Annotated in this window: 25 protein-coding genes; 21 read left to right on the top strand and 4 right to left on the bottom strand. The window is 72.3% G+C overall.

The genetic code is table 11. The annotated features are described in order from the left end of the window. Positions 1 to 71: 71 nt before the first annotated feature. Both ACFVGY_RS23940 and ACFVGY_RS23935 read right to left on the bottom strand, forming a co-directional pair. Complete coding sequence (locus ACFVGY_RS23940) at positions 72 to 323, bottom strand: hypothetical protein (RefSeq protein ID WP_385680573.1); 252 nt, start codon at positions 321 to 323, stop codon at positions 72 to 74. Continuing rightward, positions 323 to 544: a hypothetical protein gene (locus ACFVGY_RS23935; RefSeq protein WP_158721263.1), complete on the bottom strand. Its 222-nt coding sequence runs from the start codon at positions 542 to 544 to the stop codon at positions 323 to 325. Before ACFVGY_RS23935 ends, ACFVGY_RS23940 begins: the two co-directional genes overlap by 1 nt. Positions 545 to 886: 342 nt before the next feature. Here ACFVGY_RS23935 and ACFVGY_RS23930 point away from each other — a divergent pair, with 342 nt between their 5' ends. The 4 genes from ACFVGY_RS23930 to ACFVGY_RS23915 all read left to right on the top strand — a co-directional run bounded on the left by ACFVGY_RS23930 (position 887) and on the right by ACFVGY_RS23915 (position 4,332). Beyond that, positions 887 to 1,306, top strand: coding sequence for a hypothetical protein (locus tag ACFVGY_RS23930; protein ID WP_385680571.1), 420 nt, complete (start codon positions 887 to 889; stop codon positions 1,304 to 1,306). Between the two features lie 54 nt (positions 1,307 to 1,360). After that, positions 1,361 to 2,440, top strand: a complete 1,080-nt coding sequence (locus ACFVGY_RS23925) for a hypothetical protein (protein ID WP_385680569.1) — start codon at positions 1,361 to 1,363, stop codon at positions 2,438 to 2,440. A 154-nt stretch (positions 2,441 to 2,594) separates the two neighbouring features. Further along, positions 2,595 to 2,891 carry a hypothetical protein gene (locus ACFVGY_RS23920; RefSeq protein ID WP_385680567.1) on the top strand — a complete coding sequence of 99 codons (297 nt, stop codon included), beginning with the start codon at positions 2,595 to 2,597 and terminating at the stop codon, positions 2,889 to 2,891. A 151-nt stretch (positions 2,892 to 3,042) separates the two neighbouring features. Beyond that, a complete protein-coding gene (locus tag ACFVGY_RS23915; RefSeq protein WP_385680565.1) occupies positions 3,043 to 4,332 on the top strand; it encodes a hypothetical protein in 1,290 nt (429 codons plus the stop codon). Positions 4,333 to 4,386: 54 nt separating this feature from the next. Here ACFVGY_RS23915 and ACFVGY_RS23910 read toward each other — a convergent pair whose 3' ends face one another. Beyond that, on the bottom strand, positions 4,387 to 5,406 hold the full coding sequence (locus tag ACFVGY_RS23910; RefSeq protein ID WP_385680563.1) for a hypothetical protein: 1,020 nt from the start codon (positions 5,404 to 5,406) through the stop codon (positions 4,387 to 4,389). Between the two features lie 207 nt (positions 5,407 to 5,613). Between ACFVGY_RS23910 and ACFVGY_RS23905 the strand changes: the two genes are divergently transcribed. The 5 genes from ACFVGY_RS23905 (at position 5,614) to ACFVGY_RS23885 (ending at position 11,278) form a co-directional block, all read left to right on the top strand. Beyond that, the gene (locus tag ACFVGY_RS23905; protein WP_385680561.1) at positions 5,614 to 5,979 is read left to right on the top strand and encodes a DUF6233 domain-containing protein; all 366 of its coding nucleotides are present in this window, start codon (positions 5,614 to 5,616) and stop codon (positions 5,977 to 5,979) included. Between the two features lie 452 nt (positions 5,980 to 6,431). Next, positions 6,432 to 7,049 (top strand): hypothetical protein, encoded by a 618-nt coding sequence (locus tag ACFVGY_RS23900; RefSeq protein ID WP_385680559.1) that lies wholly within the window; start codon positions 6,432 to 6,434, stop codon positions 7,047 to 7,049. 87 nt (positions 7,050 to 7,136) lie between these two features. Further along, complete coding sequence (locus tag ACFVGY_RS23895; RefSeq protein WP_385680557.1) at positions 7,137 to 7,676, top strand: hypothetical protein; 540 nt, start codon at positions 7,137 to 7,139, stop codon at positions 7,674 to 7,676. Positions 7,677 to 7,741: 65 nt separating this feature from the next. Next, entirely contained in the window at positions 7,742 to 10,606 is a 2,865-nt protein-coding gene (locus ACFVGY_RS23890) for a Helicase associated domain protein (protein WP_385680555.1), read from the top strand. 300 nt (positions 10,607 to 10,906) lie between these two features. Then, the gene (locus ACFVGY_RS23885; protein WP_385680553.1) at positions 10,907 to 11,278 is read left to right on the top strand and encodes a hypothetical protein; all 372 of its coding nucleotides are present in this window, start codon (positions 10,907 to 10,909) and stop codon (positions 11,276 to 11,278) included. 663 nt (positions 11,279 to 11,941) lie between these two features. Here ACFVGY_RS23885 and ACFVGY_RS23880 read toward each other — a convergent pair. Then, entirely contained in the window at positions 11,942 to 12,142 is a 201-nt protein-coding gene (locus ACFVGY_RS23880; protein ID WP_073919197.1) for a hypothetical protein, read from the bottom strand. Between the two features lie 295 nt (positions 12,143 to 12,437). On the opposite strand from ACFVGY_RS23880, the gene ACFVGY_RS23875 reads away from it, so the two are divergent. The 12 genes from ACFVGY_RS23875 to ACFVGY_RS23820 all read left to right on the top strand — a co-directional run bounded on the left by ACFVGY_RS23875 (position 12,438) and on the right by ACFVGY_RS23820 (position 22,546). After that, the gene (locus tag ACFVGY_RS23875; protein WP_385680551.1) at positions 12,438 to 12,836 is read left to right on the top strand and encodes a WYL domain-containing protein; all 399 of its coding nucleotides are present in this window, start codon (positions 12,438 to 12,440) and stop codon (positions 12,834 to 12,836) included. 98 nt (positions 12,837 to 12,934) lie between these two features. Then, positions 12,935 to 13,081, top strand: coding sequence for a hypothetical protein (locus tag ACFVGY_RS23870; RefSeq protein WP_385680549.1), 147 nt, complete (start codon positions 12,935 to 12,937; stop codon positions 13,079 to 13,081). Between the two features lie 130 nt (positions 13,082 to 13,211). After that, a complete protein-coding gene (locus tag ACFVGY_RS23865; protein ID WP_385680547.1) occupies positions 13,212 to 13,730 on the top strand; it encodes a hypothetical protein in 519 nt (172 codons plus the stop codon). A gap of 248 nt (positions 13,731 to 13,978) precedes the next feature. Next, the gene (locus ACFVGY_RS23860) at positions 13,979 to 14,554 is read left to right on the top strand and encodes a hypothetical protein (protein ID WP_385680545.1); all 576 of its coding nucleotides are present in this window, start codon (positions 13,979 to 13,981) and stop codon (positions 14,552 to 14,554) included. A gap of 230 nt (positions 14,555 to 14,784) precedes the next feature. Continuing rightward, positions 14,785 to 16,332 carry a hypothetical protein gene (locus ACFVGY_RS23855; RefSeq protein ID WP_385680543.1) on the top strand — a complete coding sequence of 516 codons (1,548 nt, stop codon included), beginning with the start codon at positions 14,785 to 14,787 and terminating at the stop codon, positions 16,330 to 16,332. A 97-nt stretch (positions 16,333 to 16,429) separates the two neighbouring features. Further along, positions 16,430 to 17,146, top strand: a complete 717-nt coding sequence (locus ACFVGY_RS23850) for a hypothetical protein (RefSeq protein WP_385680542.1) — start codon at positions 16,430 to 16,432, stop codon at positions 17,144 to 17,146. Between the two features lie 208 nt (positions 17,147 to 17,354). After that, positions 17,355 to 17,741 (top strand): DUF6409 family protein, encoded by a 387-nt coding sequence (locus ACFVGY_RS23845; protein WP_385680540.1) that lies wholly within the window; start codon positions 17,355 to 17,357, stop codon positions 17,739 to 17,741. A gap of 104 nt (positions 17,742 to 17,845) precedes the next feature. Then, positions 17,846 to 19,231 carry a hypothetical protein gene (locus ACFVGY_RS23840; RefSeq protein ID WP_385680538.1) on the top strand — a complete coding sequence of 462 codons (1,386 nt, stop codon included), beginning with the start codon at positions 17,846 to 17,848 and terminating at the stop codon, positions 19,229 to 19,231. A 202-nt stretch (positions 19,232 to 19,433) separates the two neighbouring features. Beyond that, on the top strand, positions 19,434 to 20,117 hold the full coding sequence (locus ACFVGY_RS23835; protein ID WP_385680536.1) for a hypothetical protein: 684 nt from the start codon (positions 19,434 to 19,436) through the stop codon (positions 20,115 to 20,117). An 88-nt stretch (positions 20,118 to 20,205) separates the two neighbouring features. Beyond that, the gene (locus ACFVGY_RS23830; RefSeq protein ID WP_385680534.1) at positions 20,206 to 21,456 is read left to right on the top strand and encodes a phosphoadenosine phosphosulfate reductase family protein; all 1,251 of its coding nucleotides are present in this window, start codon (positions 20,206 to 20,208) and stop codon (positions 21,454 to 21,456) included. A gap of 232 nt (positions 21,457 to 21,688) precedes the next feature. Then, a complete protein-coding gene (locus tag ACFVGY_RS23825; protein WP_385680532.1) occupies positions 21,689 to 22,168 on the top strand; it encodes a hypothetical protein in 480 nt (159 codons plus the stop codon). Positions 22,169 to 22,171: 3 nt separating this feature from the next. After that, positions 22,172 to 22,546, top strand: coding sequence for a hypothetical protein (locus tag ACFVGY_RS23820; RefSeq protein ID WP_385680530.1), 375 nt, complete (start codon positions 22,172 to 22,174; stop codon positions 22,544 to 22,546). The last annotated feature ends 128 nt before the right edge of the window (positions 22,547 to 22,674 follow it).

The raw sequence follows: 22,674 nt of genomic DNA, 5'->3' as shown, positions 1-22,674 counted from the left end.
CGACGAGCAGAGCCCCGGACACGAGGTCCGGGGCTCTGCTGCGACCAGGCGCTCGGGGCCAGGCGCGGGAGTCAGTCGGTCTCGACGTAGGCGACCAGGACGAGCGTGCCCAGGGCGGTCGGCACGTACAGGATCCGGACCCCGGCCTCGCGGTGCTCACGGATCGCACCGTGCTTCGAGAGCACGCCGATCTCCGGATCCTTCGAGACGGCCACCAGCACCGGGTCGAGGCGGAGCCACTCGGCCTCCGTCATCTTCTCGATCTGCTCCTGCGCGACGTCGTAGAAGACGATCCGCGCGCGCCTGGGCGCGTGTCGGCCCATCAGGCGACGTGCGAGGTAGGAGCGGAGTCGTCGAGCGGGGGCTGTCCGAGCTTGTCGCGCAGCTCCTCCCAGGAGGTGACGGCGTCCAGGTCGACGCCCTCGCCGGCCAGGCGCTCCAGGACGTAGGCGATCCGCGGGTCGCCGTCAGCCATCTCCCGCGCGTCGGCCCGCAGGGCCTCCTGCTCGGCCGGGTCGAAGACGATCCGCATCGCGGCCTCCAAGTCGTAGATGCTGCAACGAGGCTAGCGCAGGCGCGTCCTACCGGAACCCGGAAGGAGAAGAGGCGCGGAGACCCTCCGCTGCGCGGGGCGCCCGGCGGCCGGGCAGAAACGAAAGCGGCCGGCGCCCACTTCCGCCGAGGCGGGTGGCAAGGGCGCCGGCCAACCGAAAACACACACTCCGGGAAACCCGAGAGGCGTATCTCGTCTCCGAGTGTATCCGTACGAGACGGCGTTGCGGATCCATCCGACTTGCAACAGTGATGTAAGCTAGGTAATGTTGTCTTGTTCGCGGGTGGTGGCAGCCCGCGGCACCGAACACACCCCCGACACCCTGGAGGCTTCATGTCCCTCTCCCTCTCCCTCTCCCTCGCCCACCCCGCCGGCACGGTGACGCAGGCCGCGGCCGCCGCACCCGCATGGCCGGCCACCGCCGCGGCCGCCGAAGCCGAACTCGCCCGCCTCGCCGAGCTCCTGGCCGAGGCCGGCGTCACCGCCGTCCCCGCCGCGGGTGTCCTCGCGGCTCCCGGCCTCGCCGCCGGCCCGGGCGACACCGCCGGCATCCGGGTGCGCACCACCAGCAACCCGCCCCACGCCCTGTACGTCATCGCCGCCGACCGCATCACCCCGCACGCCGGCGCCGACAGCGCCTTCGCGCACCTCCGCCCGCTCATCGAGGGGGCCGCCCGCCCCTGCGACGGGTGCAACGCGGAGGCCGGCAAGCCGTGCAACCCGGGCTGCCTGTCCGACCCCTCGACCGACTGACCCCCCGCCGGCGGGGCGCCCCGCGCGTCCCGCACCGTGATGAAGGAGAAGAACGTGATCCGCGCCGGACGCCTGCAGTACGTCCAGACCATGTCCGACCTGGCTGACGCCCTCGGCAAGTCGCTGGGCACCGTCCGAAACCAGAAGCCGTACCTCGCCGAGGGCCACCCGGCTCCGATCAGCTCGGCCAAGGCCCGCAACCAGCTCTGGGACAGCGAGCAGACCAAGGCCTACTACGCCGGCGAGCCCGTCCCCGAGCTCCCCACGATCGACGACGACGAGGACCTCCTGGACCGCAACGAGGCCGCCGAGGTCCTCGGCGTCGACCCCGTCGCCTGGAACACCTACAAGAAGAAGGACCCGGACCTCGCCGCCAGCGTGGTCATGGTCCCCGAAGGCCCCAAGGGCACCGAGCACTGGCCCCGCCGCGTGGTCCTCGCGTACAAGAACAGCCGGCCCGGCCGCGGCGCCGGCGGGGGCCGACGCCACGGAAGCGGCGACATGATCCCCCGGGACGAGATCCTGCCGCGGATCGCCGAGCTCCTGGACGCCGACCCCGCCGTCACCGTCGAGGCCGTCTCCGACACCCTTGGCATCGCTATGTTCCCCACCGCGCAGTCCGGCCTGGCCACCCTGCGCGGCCGCCGCATCGCCGACCTCATCGAGAAGCAGCCGGACCTCGACCCGAAGAACGCCGCGCTCCAGCTGGGCTACCCCCCCATCACCCACCGCGCCGCCGTCGCGTTCGCCGAGCGGGAGCTCCGTGCTCGCGGTGCCCAGCCCTACCTGCAGCACACCGCCGACGTCCTGGCCGCGGCCGGCATCGCCCAGCAGGCCCAGGTCGAGATGCGCCAGCTCGACGGAGGAGCCGTGGCCGCCGCGGTCCTGCTCGACACCGACCAGCCGGCCGCCGCCGCGGTGTGGGACTCCCGCTACGGATGGCGGACCTCGACCAGCCGCCGGCACCCCATCGGCAAGGACACCGACACCGCCCCCGAAGGCGAGGGGATCCGCTACCTGGGCAGCGGGCTGCGACCCGAGCCCGAAGAGCTCCTCGCCGCCCTGCGCGACGGGCGCAAGGGCACCAAGCGCCCCAAGGCGGGTATGGACGAGCGGGCCAGCAGCGAGGACTGAGGGCGAGACATGGCAGACGAAGAAGAGACCGAGCCCGTGTACTGGTTCTGCAACTCGTGCGGTGATGAGGTCGACGAAACCGACGAGTGCTGCCCTGACGGCGAAGTTGAACCCGCGTACGACAACTGACCCTTTGAAGAAGGAGAGCACCGGCATGGACAAGCTGTCGAACTTCACCGCGGGGCGCCCGTCCACCGGCAAGAACCCGCTCCCGGACGACGCCGGCGCCGAGGAATGGATGGTGCAGCTGCGCCGCACGCTGCGGGAGGTCGAGATGCGCGAGCAGGCCCCCGAGCTCGTTGCCCGCGCCCGGTACGTGCTCTACGCCGACCCGCAGCTGCTGCGCCGCCGGCACGCCGACTCCCCGGCCCTTCTCCAACTCCTGGACATCGTGGAGAGCCGCGGGCCCGCGGTCGACGTCGTGGTGCGCCAGCCGCTCGGCACCGGCTGACGACCCGCAAAGACCATGCTGGGGGGCCGTGACCGGGCAACCCCGCAGCGAACCCGCCCGGGCCCTGATGCCTCAGTCCTCCGCACGCGGGAGAGCCTGGCACCGGGGGCGGATAACCTCACGACGACGGACGACCTGGAGGGGATGGCAGATGAGCCGGAGCTGGGAACGAGCAATCGCCGAGCTGCGCGCACAGGGTCTCGCGGCCCGGGCCTCAGCCGACCGGGTCAACGAGACCGGGTCCGACCTCGTGCAGCGGACCACCGCGGTCGCGGTCCACTACGCGGCCGAGACCGACTACGTGCGCAGCGCCCGCGCACTGCTGCGCGCGCACCTCGCCGGCGGGCGGCCCCCGCGGCGCCTGCCCGTCGCCCGGGTATGGCCCCGGTCTGTCCGCGATCTGTGGAAGGACAGGGTCCTGGAGCGGACCGGCGGCCTGTGGCGGACGGTTCCGGGGACCTCGGCGGTCGACCAGATGCGCAGCGCCCCGGCCACGCCGTTGCTGGACGTGGTGATCGAGCGGGCCGAGGGGCTCCAGACCAGCCTCACCGGCCACCGTCGGCACCCGCGGATGTACGAGAAGTACTTCCCCGAGCGCGACGGCGGTGTGCGCCTGGACGGGCGTGGACGGCCAGCCCCCACCGTGCCGGGCTTCCCCGACCCGGGGCATCCGGTGAACCTGCACTTCGCCGGCGGAACCGGGCTGCGCATCCAGCCGGCCCGCGCCGAGGAGGCCAGCCGGCTGAAGGACGACGAGTTCGCGGTCCACGACCGCGCCCTCGCCTTCGGCGACGCGGTCGTGGACCTGCTCGTCGAGGCCCGCCTCGACGGCACCCGCCCGCAGGCGGGACGACTGCGCGGCGCCGGCCAGTGGGTCGGCCGTGAAGAAGAGCTGGTACCGACCCGTGCGCAGTGGCCGGCCAAGCTGAGCGGCCTCCAGGCGCTGACCCCGGCCGGGCTGGGCCTGCTGATGCTGGCCTGCGCGGCGCTTCCGCTGACCTTCGGCAACCAGGCCGATCTCCTGTCCGACTACTACGCCTTCCTGTTCGCGGTATCTGGGGCCGTCTTGCTCGCGGGGGGCGCGATCATCTACCGGGCCGGGCCCCGGCTCATCCAGGCCCCCGGCTTCAAGGCCGCGGTCCCCGGCATCGCCGCCGGACTCCTCGCACTCGCGGTCTGGCAGGGGCAAGGCCCCATGGCCGATCACTTCTTCGCCGGCCCCTACGAGCGCTACGAACGCGAGCTCGCCGACGGATGCCTGGCCGCCACCCCCTACCGCCGCGACGCCGTACAGACCCGCGTCGAGAACGGCGTCCTCCTCGTCACCCCCACCAGCCAAGGAACAACCCTGCGCCTGGGGCCCGCCGAAGACGGCAGCACCCACCCCCTCCGCCCGGTCGACGCCGCGACGCGCAAAGTCCTCGACGGCTTCCACTGCTGACCGAGCACTCGGAGCGGGTCCCGGCCGGACCTCCGGCCGCCCGCACCGAACGCGTCAGCCAGCCTGCCGGTAGCTGGCCGCCGGCCCCACCGTGCCGGAACCGAACCGCGCGTTGAGCAAGTCGATGGCCTTCTCCGCCCGCAGCCTGCGCTCGCGGCCCTGGTCGAAGGACAGCTGCTCGGCAACCGCGGCCGCGTCGACCAGCTGCTCACAGCGAAGCGCGATGCCGCGCACCCTCGCCCGCTGGAAGCCCAACGCCCGGTACATGTCGTAGGCGGTGTCGCGGAGGTCCTCGGTGTGCGCGCTCGGTCCGCCGGGGAGCTGTCGGCTGCGGTGGACCTGGGAACGGTCGGCCAGGGTGACCGTCACCGTGATCGTCCTCGCCGCCTGCCGCCGGGTCCGCAGCCGGTCCCCGAGCTCGACCGCCAGCGACAGCAGCGCGGCATGCACGGCCTCGGGGGAGAGGGTGTCGAGGGCGAACCGCCGCTGCGCGGCCGTGCTGTGCGGCAGCTCCGTGGGCACCACCACACGGCGGTCAATGCCGCGGGCCACCTCGCGCAGCTGCCGCCCCGCACGCCCACCGAGGACCCGCTGCACCGTCGCCTCCGGCAGCTGCGCCAGCAGACCGATCGTGTGCACCCCGAACTGGACCAGGCGCTGCTCCTGGGCGCGCCCGATGCCGTAGAGCTCCCCGACCGGCCGGTGGTGCAGGAACGCGGCCACCTGCTCCGGCGCGGAGCCGACGGCGACCAGGCCGCTGCGCGCGGCATCGCGGGAGGCCATCGCAGCCACCGACCACGTAGGCCCGACCCCGACCACCACCGGCAGCCCGTACAGCGCCATTGCCCGCATCTTGATCATCAAACCGAGTTCCGCCGGGTCCCGGTCGAAGAACCGGATACTCCCCGACACGTCCGCGACCAGGACCGAAGGCGGGACCGCCTGGACCACCGGGGTCACGTCCGCCACCAGGCCGAGGAGCAGCCGGTACACCACCGGGTCCACGTCCACGGGGCAGCGCAGATGCAGGATCGGGGAGCCGGCGCCCACCGGATCCCTCTGCTCGTCGTCCATGGCGACACCTCCCGAAGCCACCGTATCGAAAACTTATTCGAACAGGCACGCCGTAAGCGGAGCGGGAGATTCGAACAGGGATACGATATTGAGGTGATCTACAGACTCGTCCCTCGAAAGCGCCGCCCCGGCCCCGGCCGCCCTGAGCTGCTGGCCAGGGAGGCCGTCGCCGCGGTAGACCGCCGGCCCCTCAGGGAGGCGTAGGCGATGGCCGCCGGACGCGACATCGAATGGCTCCTGCCGCCCGACGTCGAGCGACTGCGGACGCTGGAGCGCTGGTGCCTGGTGCTGCTGGAGCTGATCCGCGGCCGTATCGCCGAGATCGAACGCCGAGACCGCGTCACCGAAGCCGCCCGGAACGGGCCAGTCGTCACCCCGCTCAACGAATGGAAGCTGGAGCACCCCATCGGCAGAGGGGGGCGCATGCTCGTCCACACCGCCGACTGCCGCCTCGCCTCAGGCCGTACGCGCCCCATCACTCGCGAGCAGGCACTCGACGCCCTCCGTCAGCCCCGGGTCGAAACCTGCTCGATCTGCCCCGCCACCCAAGAGCTCGGCGTCACCGACCCCTGAGCCGCTGTACGCGGCCACCCCGCCTCCATCGAGGCCGGCGCAGGCCGCGGAGCCGGCGCCTCAACGACCCGTTCCCGCCGAGCAGGCCCCCGCGGTCAGAGCGGACCGGCTTGCCCAGGCCGCCGAGCCCCGCTTGCCCACGGCGCCCACAGGCTTGCCCATGCCGGTGCACCCAGGCTTGCCCGGAGGTTGGCCAGGCTTGCCCGGGCCGCAAAAACACCAGCTCAAGCGGCTTGCCCACAGTCATCAGGACCAAGGTGGAAGTCGGCAAATGCGCCGACTGGCTCGGGCCCGGCTGTGGCATCAGAACGGGATTCCGAATATCTGACTACTCCCCGGGGGGTAGGAAAACTATCCCCCGGGGAGTAGTGTTTGTGGTGCCGGGAGAATCCGGCGCCACCCAGCCTTTCGGCGTTGCGACCGCCGGCGGGCTACTTCGAGAGGGTAGCGATATGCCCGAGAACCTCACCGTGACCGTGCGTCCCCTGACCCGCCCCGACGAGCTGCACGCCCGCTTCCAGGGCCAGAGCGAGGCCCAGCCCGCCTATGTGGAACTCGGGTTGGAAGACGGGATCCTGCTCGCCTCCTACTCCGCCGAGGTCGGCAACGGCGTCAGCGCCAGCGTCTACCACGGCATCGACCGCCGATGGTCGATCCCGGTGCTGACCCAGGACGCCGGGAACCGTCTCCTGGGCGAACTCGCGCCCCTGGCCCAGCGCGTGCTGGACGGATCCGAGATCCTCTGGGACGGCAACAACCGGGTCGGCCGTGTGGTGACCGAGGACGCGGAGGCCGCGTACGACGAGATCACCGAGCGGTGTGAGGGGATCGAGGACCACGACGGCAACGAGGACCTGCTGCCGATCTGGTCCACGGACTCCATCGGCGACCTGTGGGACGCCGAGGAGGCCGGAGTCACCGCCCACACCACCGACGAGGAACTCGACGGGATCGAGGAGCGGCTGACCGAGGAGTTCCGGGACGGCCAGGGCCTGGAGTTCGTGGTGATCGAGGGGCTCGACAACTACCTCAAGCAGCTGCGCGACGACCTCGCCGCGCAGGCCGACTGACCTTTCTGCCCGTCCCTCCTCCGCGGCCCGGCCCGTCTGCGGCCGGGCCGCCCCTTCTCGGACTGCAACGACAGGAGCATCCACACCGTGAGCACCACCGAGCAGGACACACCCGACTGGCTGCGCGACGTCCGGGAAGCCGACGCCGCCCAGGGACGCCTGCACCGGGCGGCCGAGGAGATCGCCGACCGCCGGGCCCTGGCCATCGCCCGCGGCGTGGAGGAAGCCGGCCGCGGCGGCCGCGACACCGTCGCCGCGCGGTTGGGCTACCGGGTCGGCGCCATTGACAAGGCGCTGGCCCGCGCCCGTGGCGCCGCCCGGCCCGGCTTCCTCCCCTACGACCTGAACGACCGTCTCTTCACCATGGAAATCGCGGAGGTCACGCCGCTGACCGCCGCGCAGTGGCGGGCGCTGCACTGGCTGGTGCGGTCCCTCGTCGTGGATGCCACCTGGCTGCACGACCCCGCCAGCCTCCTTGCCGACGAGGTCGAGGACGCGGTGCTCGACGAGGTCGACACGGACGCCCTGGCCGAGGCCGTGCGGTCGTGGACCCGCGTGCAGACCATCGCCGTCCTCGAAGCCCTCCGCCAGGACGTCGACCTCACCACCCTGCCGACCCGCCCCTGACACGCGACTTCCAACGACGCCCGGCCCACACGGGCCGGGCGTCCCAACACCCTTGGGGAGGACGCGTGCCGAGCACCGTCACCACTACGGCCCGGCCCTACCAGAAGGAGGCCTTAGACGCGATTTTGGCGGGCCTGGCAGGCGGCGGCCGCGGCCAGCTGCACGCGGCGTGCGGAACCGGGAAGACGCTGATGGCGGCGAACGCGGCCATCCGTCTCGTGCCGGGCGACGGGCTGCTGGTGGCGTTCGCGCCGTCCCTGGCCCTGGTCGCGCAGATCATCCGCGAGTGGCGCGACGTCGTGGGCGTGGACGCGGTCCTCGCCGTGTGCGGCGACGACACGGTGGCCGATGCGCCGGCCCGACGGACCGACATCCCGGCGCACAGCACCACGGACCCAGATGAAGTCCTGACCTGGCTGCGCGAGACGACCGGCAGGCGCCTGGTCGTGGCCACCTACTACTCCGGGCATGTGCTGGCGGGCGCGCTGAGGGCTGCGAACCTGGCGGCAGACCTGGCCGTCCACGACGAGGCGCACCACCTCGCCGGCCGGGCCGACTACGTGACCCGTCGCATCCTGGACGAGCGGTTCCTGCCCGCCCGCCGCCGCCTGTTCATGACCGCCACGCCGCGGCTGGAGACCGGCAAGGCCGACGACATCGGACTGCTCTCCATGTCGGACCCGGACGTGTTCGGGCCGGTGCTGTTCGAGTACCCGTGGGCCAGGGCGATCAGTGAGGGATACCTCGACTCCTACCGAGTCGTGATCATGGGCGTCGCGCAGCGACAGATGCTTTCCCTCCTCAAGGACGACAAGCACCTCCATGTCGACGACCCAGCTGCCCCGGACCTGAGGACTCTGGCCGCGCAGACCGTCCTTGCGCAGGCCGCCCGCGAGTACGGCCTGCGGCGGGTCATCGCGTTCTGCCACCGCATCGACGCCGCTGCGGAATTCGCCCGTTCCCTGCCCGCCACCCTGGCCCGGATGCGGCCCGAACAGCGCCCCGACGGCGACGTGCAGGCCGCGCGGATCACCGGCGAGCACAGCCATGCCGAGCGGGAGAAGATCCTCGACACCCTGCGGCACCCGGCCGGAGCGTGGACCGTGATCGCCAACGTGCGGTGCCTGACCGAAGGCGTGGACGTGCCGGCGGTGGACGGCGTCCTATTCACCCACCCGAAGACCTCCCGGGTGGACATCGTGCAGGCCGTGGGCCGTGCGCTCAGGCGCTCCCCGGACGGCACCGGCACCGCCACCATCATCGTGCCCATCCCGGTTCCGGACTCCGCCGAGCAGGTTGGCGACCTCGAACCAGGCGACTATCAGGTCCTGTGGCAAGTCCTGAGGGCCCTGCGCGCCCACGACGAGACACTCGCCGTCGAATTGGACCGACAGCGCTCCCACGATCACACCCACAATCCGCAACTGCCCTCCCGGATCACCGTCCAGCTCCCCCCGGGCACTTCCGACGAACTGCTCGCCCAGCTCACCGCGCTGACCGTGCAGCAGACCACATCCTCGTGGTGGGACGGGTACGCCGCCGCGGCCGCCTACAGGGAGAACACCGGTCATCTGGCCATTCCTCTGCGCCACGTGACCGACGACGGGTTCGGCCTCGGCCAGTGGGTCGTCAAACAGCGCCAGTTCCACGGGAAGGGCTGGCTGTCCGCCGACCGTGTGCGGGCGCTGGAGGACCTCGGCATCGAGTGGGACCCGAGCGAGGCCCGCTGGCAGCAGTCCTACGCCCAGGCCAAGGCGTGGAGACTCCAGCACGGCCACCTCGACGTACCTCAGACCGCCGAGTTGGGTGGGCAGAAGTTGGGGGACTGGATCGTGCGCCAACGCCGGCTTCGGCGGGACGGCACCCTGGCCCAGCACCGCATCGACGCACTCGACGTGCTCGGCATGATCTGGGAACACCGCAGCCGCGCCCTTCAGCGCAACCTCGACGCGCTCGCCGTCTTCCAGGCCGAGTACGGCCACACCGACGTCCCCCTCCGCTACGTTGCCGCCGACGGCGTACGGCTCGGGTCCTGGGTCAGCCAGATGCGGGCCAAGCGCCATCAGCTCTCCGCTTCCCGGGTCAAGACCCTGGACGATGCGGGATTCACCTGGACCGGCGCCCCCGCTGGGGAACAGGCCCGTGCCCGGGCCCTCGCGGCCGCGCGCTCCTTCCACGCCGCCCACGGCCACCTGGAGGTCCCTGCCGACACACGCCACGAGGGTGTGGCACTCGGAACCTGGATCGGCCGGCAACGCCAGCTCCACCGCGCCGGCGAACTCCCCGACGAGATGGTCCAGGCCCTTGACGCACTCGGGATGCGCTGGACCCGGCGTCTGCCCGCCCCACGCCAACCACGCCCGGACCCCAAGGCGCAGCGGGACCAGCGTGCCCTGGAGGCGGCCACCAGCTACGCCGCCGAACACGGTCACCTGGGCGTCCCCCACGGCCACGTCCACGACGGCGTTCACCTCGGCAACTGGCTGCACCGGCAACGGACCGCCGAGCGCGAAGGGCAACTACCCGAAGAGCTCCGCCACAGCCTCGACGCACTGGGGATGCGCTGGTTCGCCGAGCCCCGCCCACCCGGCGACACCGCCAGCGAACGCCGTGCCGCGCTCTGGGACCGCAACCTCGCCATTGCCGCCCGCTACGCCGCCGAGCACGGTCACCTGCACGTTCCCACGGGATTCACAGCCGAAGGCCTGCGACTGGACGCCTGGCTCTACCGCCAACGCCGCGCCTGGCGCAGCGGCCGACTCACCCCCAAGCAGCAGACCGCACTCACCGAACTTGGCGTCACCGTCGAAGCTGATGGTGACGCGGAACCCGGGCTCGGTACTGCTGACGGCTGTGGCGACCGGCTACCTCCCCGAGTGGCTGACGGGGCTGTAGGCAGTGGTGGCCGTCGCGGTCCAGGCCGTGGCTGAGGTCGTCGCGCAGTGTGTGCGGCGCGGCTCGGCCCGACCCGGAGGGACGACGGCCCGCGCGCCGGTCCTACACCGGCGACCCGTGTTCCCAAGAGTTCGGGCGTTGCTGCTCCCTTGAGGTCCCGGCTTGCCCGCAGAGTACGCAGGCTTGCCCAGGCCGGTGCACAGGGCTTGCCCAGGAGCGCAGCCGAAGGGCCGCGCCGACGAGCGCAAGCGGAGGAGTCCGGCGTCGTCTCGGCCCAGGACGCGCAGACCCCGTACGACAAAGGCATACGCGGCTCCGGGCCAGCAGCTACCCGCATGCGGATCGTGGAACGCGCCATGACGCTCGGCGACGGGCAGTCGGTCACCGCCTGGGACATCGAGGTGCGCGGCCCCCAGGCCGACGAATTCGCGGACGTCCCCGGACGGTTCTACCTCCTGGAGGACGCCCGCGCCGAGTACCAGCACACCTGGACCGCGGACCTCCCTGCCTACCCCAGCACCGGGACCTCCGCGCCGCTCCCGGCAACCTGTCCTACGCCCGACGTCGACCACTGCGGGAACTGCGGGACGACCGTCGCGGTCGGGGGCTGGATGGCTGCCTCGCTCGGCCGGTCCTGCCCCGACTGCTACGACGTGATGTCCGGCGAGCCCGGCCGCCACGACCTCCGGTACCACCGCCGGCGGTAGGCGGCAGCCGGCCCGTCCGGTGCGCCGCGGAGGTGGGCAAGCCCATGCCGGCGTGCCCCCGCGACAGTTGCACCGGAAGGGGGCTGGAGGGTTGCTTGCAGAGGTGCACTAGGAGTTGCACCGGAGGTGTGACCGGGAGTGGGACCCCCACTTTTTCGATCTTGAGCATCGTGCCTGGTCAGGCCCCGTGGGCAAGCCCCCTCGCCACGACGACACCTCTTTCTCCGCGATAGCCGGAGGAAGAGGCCTGCTTCTTCCCAGGGCCGGGCCGGGCTTCACCACCACGGTCCAACCCAGCCCAGCTCACCCCAGCACGGACCGCCTCCCGCAGCCCGGTCAACGCCTCAGCCCGCTCCGTGCTCCCCGCTCTGGATCCGGCGCCGCCCGCTGCGCGGCCCCGGCCCGGACACCGCGTGCAGACCCGCTCGAACGCTGTGCCCGGACATGCCGAAGCGGGCCCCCCCGCGGGGGGGGGGGCGGGGGGGGGGGGGGGTTTTGGGGGGGGGGGGCGCACCACCCCCCGCGGGCGGGGGGGCGGCGCGGGCCCCCCCCGCGGGCGGCCCCCGCCCCCCCCCCCGCCCCCCCCCCGCCGGCCCGGCGGCCCCCGCCGCCGCGGCGCCCCCCCCCGCCGCGGGCCCCCCCCCGCTTCGGGTGGAGCTGATTTCAGTGCATCTCCCAGTCGACGCAGCGGCGCTGGGGGAGCGGCGGCTCGACGCCGAGGCGCAGCGCCAGCCGGACCGCCGCGCGGTCCCGCTTGTGTGCCGCCTGCTGGTGAGGCTTCCTGCTCCCGTCCTTCAGGTGGGAGATCCAGGGCCGCTCCTGGAGCTGCAGGTGCGCGGGGCGGTCGTGGAAGGTACGGGCCATCTCGGGGCTCCTCGCTGTGGATTTGTAGGGGTGCGTGTTTCGCGGTCGCTGACCGGCTGCCACGGCCGATCAACTGAGACAACCATAACCCATATTCATCACTTCCGTCAAGCGGGGCGCGGTGGCGTCGCCGCGTGCCGCGAGTCGTGCGGCTGGACGGGTGAACGCGAAACCGAAGCGAGAAAAAGGCCGTTCCGGCTTCCCGAAAGTGATGAGTGTGGGTTATAGTTGTCTTGTTGGTCGGGAGTGGCACCCGGCCAACACCCCCGAACTCACACGCTCCAGGGAGAAACCCGTGTCGAACTCCATGAAGATCACCGCCGGTCAGACCACCACCCGCACCCTGACCGACCTGATCCGCGCCATGGACGGCCAGCGCGCCACGACCATCACCTACGTCGACAGCAAGGGCGAGGAGTCGGTGCGCACCATCGAGATCCACAACATCCTCACCACCAGCAAGGGGGGCATCATCGTCAAGGCGATGTGCCGCACCCGGGGTGAGATGCGCACCTTCACCCTGGAGCAGATCAAGGCGTACACCGTCCACCGCATCCGCTTCGTCCTCGCGGTCCCGGAGGAGAGCGCGACGGACGTGCTCCCCCTCGCGCACCTCGCCTTCACCGTGCAGGAGCTGGTTGACCTGGAGCTGGAGCGCGACTACCCGGAGCCCAAGCTGAAGCTCGCCGCATAGGCGAGCGGGCCCGCCCCGCCGGGCGGGCCCCCCGCCGCCGCGTCCCGCCGCCGGGGGCCGCACCCGCCCCCGGCCCCCGCTCGCAGAAGGAATCGAAGATGACCCAGCGCAACGCACAGCCCGAGCCGACCGACTGCCCCGGATGGGGTGAGCCGTGCGGCAACGAGACCGCCGAAGGCGCCGATCTCTGCCCCGACTGCTTCACCGCGCGCCTGAACGCGCAATCCCCCCGGATCCCCCGCTAGATCGGGGCCGGGCCGGGCGGACGGAACCGCCCGCCCGGCCCGGCCCCGACGCCCCCTCCCGGAGCCCCGTGCCACGCCCGCCCCGCCCCCCGCCCGGGGCGATCCACTCTCTCCCAACCCTGGAGGCCACGTGCCCGCTGCCGACTCGTACGAATGGCGAACCGCCCCTTGCCCCGAGTGCGCGGATCCCGCCGCCCGCCTCGTGGCCGGTGACAGCGACCGCGCCGACATCCTGCTGTGCACCCGCTGCCCCCGGCACGGACGCCTTCCGTACCGCGACCCTGCCGACATCCGCGCGCGCCTCCCGTTCGGCGTGGTGCTCGCCATGCGCGGCGGGACGCTGCGCATCGGCGTCCCCGCCGCACCGCACGGGCTCAACGCCCACACGCGTGCCGTGGTGGCGCTGGCCACGGAACGCGGACTCCTGCCCGTATGGCGACCCTCCACCCGGCGCCACCACGTCACCCTGGCCGCGCCCAGCCTTGATGGCGCATGGGGGTGGATGGAGGTGGGCGCCCGCTCCGGGAGGATCCTGCGCGCCACCGTCCATCCGCACGGACGCAGTGCGCCCGGCATCCGCGCCGCAGGGCCGCGCCCCGTCCGTGACCTGGTGGCCAGCCTCTCCGCCCCTGGCGCATCGGTGGGTTGAGAGGTCGCGCAGGGGGGCCGCAGGAGCTTCCCGCTGATCCCCCCTGCCCCGTCGGAGCTCGCGGCCGGCGGGGCGCGGTGGGCGGTGGCCCGACATCGGCCACCCCAGAAATCTGACGGGCATTCAGATTCGGGGTCGGGAGTTGCGTGCGTGATGAATTATGGGTATAGTTTTCTCGTCGGGGCGGGGAGCCCCGAGGCGGCAGTGGCAGCCGCGCACCGAAGACGCACCATCCCAAGGAGAGCCCCGTGAACACCTCCCGCGCCGCGTACGCCGTCATCGACACCGCCCGCCGCCTGTACCCCGAGACCACGACCGTGGACGTCTACTACTACGGCGGAGCAACGCGCCTGGACGTGTTCAAGGCCGACGCCAAGGAGGACCGGACGCTCCCGAGCTTCACCGTCCGCTCCGTCCGTGCGGCCCTGGACGCCGCCGCCGAGGCGTACGCGACCCTGGCCTTCGGCCCCCGCTCCACCTGGCCCAAGCACTTCACCATCACCCACACCGGGACCCTCGACGTCGCCGACGCCGACCGGGCGGCCGGGGACCACGTCCTCAACGGACGCGTCTGGACCGGCATCGGCGAGCAGGCCATCCAGGCGGCACACGACGTCCTCGACTACCGCCGCGAGATGAGCCGCTCCAAGATCATGCGCGAGTTCTTCGGGTTCCAGTACGAGATGGCGGTCCGGAACCTGGAGCTGGCCACCGGCGCCCCGAAGGGGTACTGCCGCCTCTTCTCCCTGGCCCGCTCCATCGTCAAGCACAACCCGGTGAGCCCCCGCGCCGCCTGGGTCGCGGCTGGCGCCGTCACCCGGTAACCGCCCCTTACCGGCCCGGGCCGCTTCCAGGCGCGCCCGGGCCCTCCGGCAGGGCAGTGACCGCCCGGGCCGACTTCTACTTCGGCGCCTCGCAGCCTCCCCGCTCGTACCTCCCACGGCCGCGCCCCGCGCGGCCCGTCCGCACGAGCGGCAGGCCCTGGGCGCGCCGAGCAGATCACCCCTGCGGCAGTGGCAGCCGCGCCACCGAACACATTCCGAAGGAGCCTGTGTTGCACTCTTCCGCGCGCCCCCGAAGTAGCGCCCGGCGACGAGAGTCTGCCGCCCTCCCGCCGGCCTTCTCGGCCCGCAAGCGCATGACGGTCCTGACCTGGGGTCTGGGAGCGGACTCGACGGCGAACATCCTGCGCTTCATCAACGATCCGGTCGGCAACGGCCTGGAACCGGACCTGTCCGACCTCGTGATCGTGCACGCCGTCACGGGCGACGAATTCCGCGACTCCCTCTCGTACGCCGACCGCCTGGTCCTGCCGCTCCTGCGCGCCTGGCGGATCCGCCTGGTCCAGGTCTGCCGCGGCGGCCCCCGCGACGCCGACGGCGTCCTGGTCCTCGACGACTCCCGCGCACCCCGCCGCATCCACGCGGCCGGCCCCTGGCGCCTGTCCGACGAACTGCGCACCGCCGGCACCGTCCCGATGCTCGCCTCGGGCCAGCGACGCTGCAGCATTCGGTTCAAGGGCTGGGTACTGGACACCTGGGCCGCCCACGAGTTCGGCACCGAGACCTTCCGCCGCGTGATCGGCTACCACGCCGACGAGACCGGCCGCGCGCTGAAGGACTCCGCCATCCAGGACCAGCTGAACACGGCCGCTGACCGGATCATCTGCGAGCCGGACTACCCCCTGATCCGCGCAGGCATGAACCGGGCCGCCGTCGAGCAGTACGTCTTGGACTGCCTCGGTGAAATGATCTTGAAGAGCCACTGCGTACAGTGCCCCTTCACCGGGGTCTGTTCCTCCCGAGACCTCTACGAGCAGCGGCTGCGCGTCCACCCGGCCGAGGCCGCACAGGTCCTGCGCATGGAGCACATCTCGCTCGCCCTGAACGAGCGCATGTCCCTCTACGGGCCCGCCGGATCGCTCCGCCGGCGCCTGGCCGAGGACGACCGCAACCGGCCGGTCCTGGACGCCTTCCAGGCAGACCTGGAGCAGACCCCGTACGCGGTGTACGAGGTGCGCCGCATCACCGGCCTCGGCCGGACCAAGGACTGCCGGCGCTGGCACGGCAAGGACTGCGCGGAGCCGAAGTGGTGGTGCAGCCAGCAGCGCAAGCCCCGCTGCCGCCGCATTCACACGGTCGTCGACCAGGGCGGCGCGCCGCTCGACGCCGAACCGCAGTGCCCCGGCGACGACGAGCGGTGCCGCGGCGAGCAGCAGAAGGGCCCCACCTGGCGATCGGTGCGCACCGTTTACGAAGGGCCCCGGGAGCGGGCCGAGGAACTCGTCACCCGGTTCGCCGGACGGTTCCCCGAGCGCGTCCGCCTGGTCGTAGGGGAGACCTCCGGGATCCGGCGCGCCCACTACCTGCCCGAATCCGAAAGCCTGCCGCACGCCGAAGCGTTCGTCGTCGCCGCGCCGGCGGGTGTCGCCGACAAGCAGCGCCCGGGGTTCGAGAAGCGCTGGACCGAGCACACGGGAGGGAAGCCGGTCTTCCGGCCGCTGCGCGACCTGCCCGAGCAGGCGCCCCGCCGGAGGTCGGCCGGCGGCCCGGCGCCGCTGCACCGCGCCAAGGTCATCGGGGACGTGCTCCTGATCGCGTGATCACACTCCTTGCGCAATGATGAATCGCATGTATAGTTGTCTCGTAGGTCGGCGGTGGCAGCCGACCATCCGAAAACGCTCAACTCGGAGGCATCTCATGAGCATTCACACCCTCGGCACGTCCCGACTCGACGCCGTCGTGACGGAGGGGACCGGTCACGGCTTCGCCCGGATCCGCCTGGCCGACGGCCACGCGATCACCCTCAAGACCCGACCCGGCGCCGAGGCCGCGGAGGAGGTCTTCCTCTCCCCGGGCCTCACCGCTCCCGACACCGAGGCCTGGGAGAACGAGGACTCCTGGGGGGACTGGCTGACCGGCGGGACCCTCGGCAACGAGAGCGGGATGTTCCTGGACGTGCCCACCGAGGCGCTGCGCGACCTGATCGCCCAGCACGGCGGCGAGCACGACGACCAGAAGGGCGAGGACCCCGCGCCGCGCACCGAGGCCGCAACCGCCGAGCAGGCCGCACCGGGCCTGCCGACCGAGATCGCCGACCTGCGCGGGGCGTTCGAGCACGGCTACGGCGCCGACGACATCCGCAACGTCTTCGGCCGGATCTACGACGCGGGCGGACCGTACCTGGTCTGCGTGTGGGAGGTGGCGGACGCCTACGGGTTCGGCGGCAACTCCGAGTTCTACGCCGAAGACGAGGACAGCAACCTCTTCACGATCCGGCCGGACGTCTATCGCTGGCTCACCGGCCAGCAGGAGGACCCCGGCCCCATCGACACCTGGGTCGGCGCGCACCTCCCCGAGCTGGTCGAGTTCGCCGCCACCGACGACCGCCACAACTACGCGCAGGCCGAGCGCTGACGCCTGTGTGCGGTGGGGGCGTGACCCCTCGCCCCCGCCGCACGCGGGTCCGGCGGTCCGCGGCCGGCGCGACTCCTCGGCGGCCCGGCCCTTCGTCGCCGAGAGGGTGGACGGGAGCCTCTTGCAGAAGTGATGAGTAGTGAGTATAGTTTTCTTGTCGGCGGGGAATTCCCGCCGCACCCTCCACCCCTCTCCCTAAGGAGTCCACATGACCGTCGCCACCGCCTCCGCCACCCAGACCGTTCTGGAGCCGGGCACGGTCGTGCGCACCCCCCGCTACGACGAGGGCAAGAACACCGGTCTGCGCAAGGCCATCGTTCTCGGCCTGTGGAACGAGGACGCCCCGAAGGACGGATACAAGGTGTGGTTCTACACGCTCGGCGCCCCCTCCTTCGCGCCCCGGACCCTCGGCATGGCCTTCTGCGGTGAGCTCACCACCCTGGGCACGGTCGAGGAGATGTCGGAGCGCACCCTGCTCCGCCTCTACCTCCAGATCCGGGACTACAACTTCCGGAGCCTCGCTGGGTACGGCGCCGTGGAGCACCGGATCCAGAAGGCGGGCCTGCGGCTCCGCGCGCTCCGCCGGGGCCAGTAGGCCCGCTGCCGGGGGCGGCGCCACCGCCCCCGGCCCCGCCCGCTGATCGGCCGTGGCAGCCGACCGGCACCGACAACACACCCCACACGCAAGGAGCTCCCGTCATGGCCCGTACCACCTTCGTCGCCTCCACCGGCTGCACCCGCACCAGCGAAACCCGCCACTACACCCACGCGGTCACCGTCGACCGCCGCGAGGGTGAAGGCCGCATCGTGCACACCTGGTCGATGTCCGCGGCCAACGTCGCCAAGGCGGCCCGGACGGCCGAGCGGGCCGGCTGGAAGAACATCGCGGTCGAGGAAGTCGCCGTCCAGGCCAAGCCGGTCCGCACCCGCAAGGCGACCCCCGCCACGGCGCAGCCGGCCCTGGCCCAGGAGCGCGCTCCCCTCGCCCTGTACTCCGTACGCCCCGCCACGGACGGCGGCTTCGAGGTCGTCAACAACTCCGGCCTGGTCGTCTCGGGAGACTGGCAGACCGAGCTCGGCGCCCAGGAGCGCGCCGAGTTCCTGAACGCCCAGGAGAACCGCAAGCGTGCCGAGGACGCCCTGACCGAACCGCAGCGTCGGGTGTACGCCGTCGTCAAGCGCGACGGCGCGATCGGCGCCGGATACGGGCACAACCTCACCGCCGTCCGGGGCCTGCACGCCGCAGGCCTCGTCAAGCTCACCGAGTACGGCGCGGGCTCCTGGAACGCGGTCCTCGTCCCGCCGCCCGCCGCCGGCCCGGCCGAGAACGCACCGGCGGCCGGTACGGGCGTACTGCCCCAGGACGCCGAACACCCGGCCGCCTCCGCCGCCGTGACCGCCCTGTCCGGACAGCCGCTTGCTGACGTCACCGGCCCCGACGACCTCGGCGAGGTGGCCGGCTACTGGGTCCGGCCGGACGGCACCAGCGGCCGCCTGAGCGTCGGCTGGGTCGAGGACGGCAAGCTGGCCACCGGCGCCGACGGGCGGCCGCCCCTGGCCGCGCTGCGCGTCGCGAAGGAGCTGTTCGAGCGCACCGAAGGCTGGCTCGTCGAGCCCGGAGACCACCCGTCCTTGCTCGTCTGGCACGTTCCGACCCTGGAGGCCGAGGCCAAGCAGGGCGCCGCCGCCGAGCAGGCCCGGGGTGCGATCACCGACACCTGGACCATCACCCACACCGGCCTGCCCGCGGGCCGCTCCTTCCTGAGGGTCGAAGCTCCCGACTCCGACGCGGCCTTCGAGGCCGCCCTGGCCACCCGCGGCGGCCGCCTGGTCCAGCAGGCCGGCCACCAGCTCGGCGCGCGGCGCCTGAGGGAAGCAGACTTGGCCCGCACCGTCGGCGAGCGGGTCCGGCACGTGGCCAGCGGGCAGACCGGCACCGTCGAAGCGGTGGACGTACGGATGACCGGAGCCCGCGCGTACCGGGACGGCGTGACCGTCGCCGTTGACGGCCGCTCCCGCAAGACCGCGCGCTCCCTGGAGTGGGAGCCCCTGCCGGCAGCCGAGGACCCTGAGGCGGCCTGCTGACGGCCCCGCCCGGCCCCTCGGGCCCGGGCGGCCCTCCTTTCTCCTCCGCCGCCATCGCCCGAGTCCGGATTGCCGCACCCAGGTACCACGCCGCAGGGGCGGACCCTTGCGTGATGATGAATAGCGAGTATAGTTGTCTTGGGGTCGACGGTGGCAGTCGACCCCACCGGACACACATCTCTCCTGAACCCGAGGACATCCCGTGCTGATCGCCCCTGCCTATCGCGCCAAGACCGTCGACTACGACCAGACCGTCACCGCTCGGACGTACACCGCCCTTGAAGCGGACGCGCTGATTGCCGCGGCCTTGTGGGACGAGGACCAGGTGATCCCGGACGGTGACCGCTCCGGCCGGATGACCATCATCCGTACCATTACCGGGCACCGCAGCGCCGTCGACACCGAACGTCGGACGCTGCGCCGCACCACCCGCCTGGAACCGGTGCGTCCGCCCCGACGCCTGACCGCCCGCCAGTATGAAGACCTAGCTCTGGTCCTGGCGCGGGACGCGCGCGGGGGCGGAAAACTCCAAGGCGGTCGTATCGCAGCCGGCATCGCGTCCATCCCGCCCTCGGCCACCACGCGGCTTGTTGAACACGGGTGGCTCGCCGTGGACCCGGACGGCGCGGTCACCGTGTCGTACGCGGGTCGGGTCGCCATGACGCTGCACGAGCACCAGGCGGGAACCGGCTACATCGGCACGGACAAGTGGGTGGTCGACGCGTTCGGCGTCGGTGGATGGGAGATCGGCTCGGGGCTGTTCGTCGCCCGCTGCTCCTGCGGCTACCGCTCCCCGTCGAGGTTCGATGACCGGGTGATGGCGCAAGGGGCGTCCCGCGGCCACCGCATGAAGCACCTGCGAGCCGCCTTCGACCTGACCGGCTGACCGCCGGTCCCTCCGGATCCACCCCCGGCCGGGCGGCAGTGGCAGCCGCCCGGCGCCGAAATCACCACCCCGCACCCAGAGGAGTCCCATGGACATGCCCACCCGCCGCCGGCTGCTGGAGGGGATCCGGCGCGCCCACCAGGCCGACGCCGCGTACACCGCCGCCGGCCGCGCCCGTACCCGGGCCGCCAAGGCCACCGCCGCACACGCCCGCATCACCCGCGAACTGCAACTGAAGGGTGCCGCCGACGAGCTGGAGGCCGCGCAGACCGTCCACGCCGACCTCGTCCGCCGCGAGCAGGAGGCCCGGGTCAAGGTCCGCCGGACCTTCACCGCGGCCCGCGCGGCCAACCGCGCGCTTGCGGCCCTCTACACCCCGCACGCCCCCGGCCGCGGTACCGGTGGCGGGCGCCGGTCCGGCGTCGCGGCCGCCCTCCTCGGCGAGCTCGCCGAGACGCCCCGCGAGCTCATCCTGGCCGCGGACAAAATCCTGATCTCCACCAGTGCGGGCAAGGACTCGCTCGTCTGCGCGTACCGCGTGGTCACCCTGGCCGCCGAGGCCGGCTGTCTGGACAAGGTGGTCATGGTCCACGCGGACCTAGGGGAGGAGTCCGAATGGCCGGGGGTGCGTGAGCTCGCGCAGCGCCAGGCCGAGCGGTGGGGCGTGGAGTTCATCGTGGTCAAGGCCGACCGCGGGCTGCTGGGCCTCGTCGAGAAGCGCGGCATGTGGCCCGACGCGGCCCGCCGGCTGTGTACCTCGACCCTGAAGCGGGACAAGATCGCCCCGCTTTTCAAGCAGATCACCGACGCCCTCGGCCTGGACGGGCAGGCCTTGATTCTCTCCGCCCTCGGGATCAGGGCGGCCGAATCCCCCGCCCGGGCCCGGAAGCTGCCGCTCGCCATCGACATGCGCGCGAGCACCGGCCAGCGCATGGTCCTGACCTGGCACCCGATCCTGGAGCTCTCCGAGGCCGACGTCTGGCAGCAGATTGCCGACGCCGTCCTGGAGTACCACCCCGTCTACGACGCGGTCATCCCCCGCCTGTCCTGCGTCTTCTGCGTGCTCGCCGGCCGGGACGTCCTGGTGCGCGCCGTACGGCTGTGCTGGGCCCTGGGCCTGGACCTGCCTGCCCGGTACGTCGCCCTGGAAGAGCACATCGGCCACCGCTTCCGGGAGAAGCTCAGCGTCGCCGAGATCGTCGCCGAGGCGGCCCGCGTCGAGGCGGAGGAAGGTCCTCTGGTCTGGGCGCGCGGGGACGCGCTGCGACGCCACGTCGGCGAGGAGGCCGCGGCCGACTACCTCCGCCGGCTGGACCTGGTCCTGGCTTTGGCCGCGTAGGCCAGTCCGCGCGGGGCGGCGCACTCACGGGACTGCGCCGCCCCGCGGCGGGTGCCGGCTGGCACGGCCGTCCCGGACGTTCCGGGCGGCCGCGCCAGGCTGCCGCTGAACTGCGGGAATCCGAGGGATCCCGCCCCGTATCAACCACGGATGTGATGTGTGAGTGGTATAGTTTTCTCATGGTCGGTGGTGGCAGCCGACCAACCCAACCGAACTCACACCCAGGAGAGTCATGACCCGATCGTCCTCCCCGAAGACCGGCCCCGTCCTCACCCGCGTCACGATCGACGGCATTCCCGACTACCCCGCCGTCGTCGACCCGGCCAACCGCTGGAACGGCTTCGTCTCCCCCTTCTTCACCCTCGACACCGTCCGCCTGCTCTCCGCCGAGACCCTCAAGGACGCCGCCAAGTACGGCTACGACTGCTCCGACACCATCCACGTCATCGACGGCGGAACCGACAGCAACGGCGCTCCGCGAGCGGTCGTCCTCCACATCCGCTGGATGTACCTCGAAGACGAGGGCCCGGCCCAGGTCGCCTCCATCATCAACCCCCGGAAGGAGGACGGCCTCTACGGCATCGGCGGCTGGGAGTGGACGTGGTCCATCTCCACCTGGGACTGCGCGTGCAGTAGCTGGTACTACCACGAGACCGACCCCTGCCCGAACTGCGGCGGCGAACACCCCAGCCGCTTCGAGCTGGCGGCCTGAGCCGTGGCCATCAACACCGCACCCCAGCCGTCCACCTGCCTGGTCCTCGACCCGGACGGCCGTGGCACTGTCCTCCAGGTCACCTCCGTGCACAACCTCGACGGCGAGACCCTCGCCGAGCGCCTCTACGAGGCCTACGCCATGACCACCGAGAACAACACGGAACTGCCCGACGAGATCACCACCGAGACCCTCATGGCCGCGCTCGGCGAGCAGATCGCCAACTGCGCGGAGGGCTGGCACACCTGGGCCAACGAGCCGACACAGCAGGCCTGGGACACCGTCCGACCCTGGGCCGAACGGCAGGTCCGCCGCCTCTTCCCGGCCCTGACCTGGCGCGTCGAGCCGGACCGGCAGTTCCTGCCGCCCAACAGCTGAACCACCCCACGGGCGGGGGGGCGGGGCCCCCCCCCGCCGCCCCCCCCCGGGGGGCCCCCCCCCCCCCCGGCCCCCCCGCGCCCCCCCCCCCCCCACCCCCGGTGTGGCGCCCTCTCCTCCACCGCGCC

The sequence above is a fragment of the Streptomyces sp. NPDC127106 genome (assembly GCF_042677605.1).
In the GTDB taxonomy this organism is placed as follows: domain Bacteria; phylum Actinomycetota; class Actinomycetes; order Streptomycetales; family Streptomycetaceae; genus Streptomyces.
Note: the sequence above shows the minus strand (reverse complement) of the source record. Positions and strands in the feature narration are given on the sequence as shown.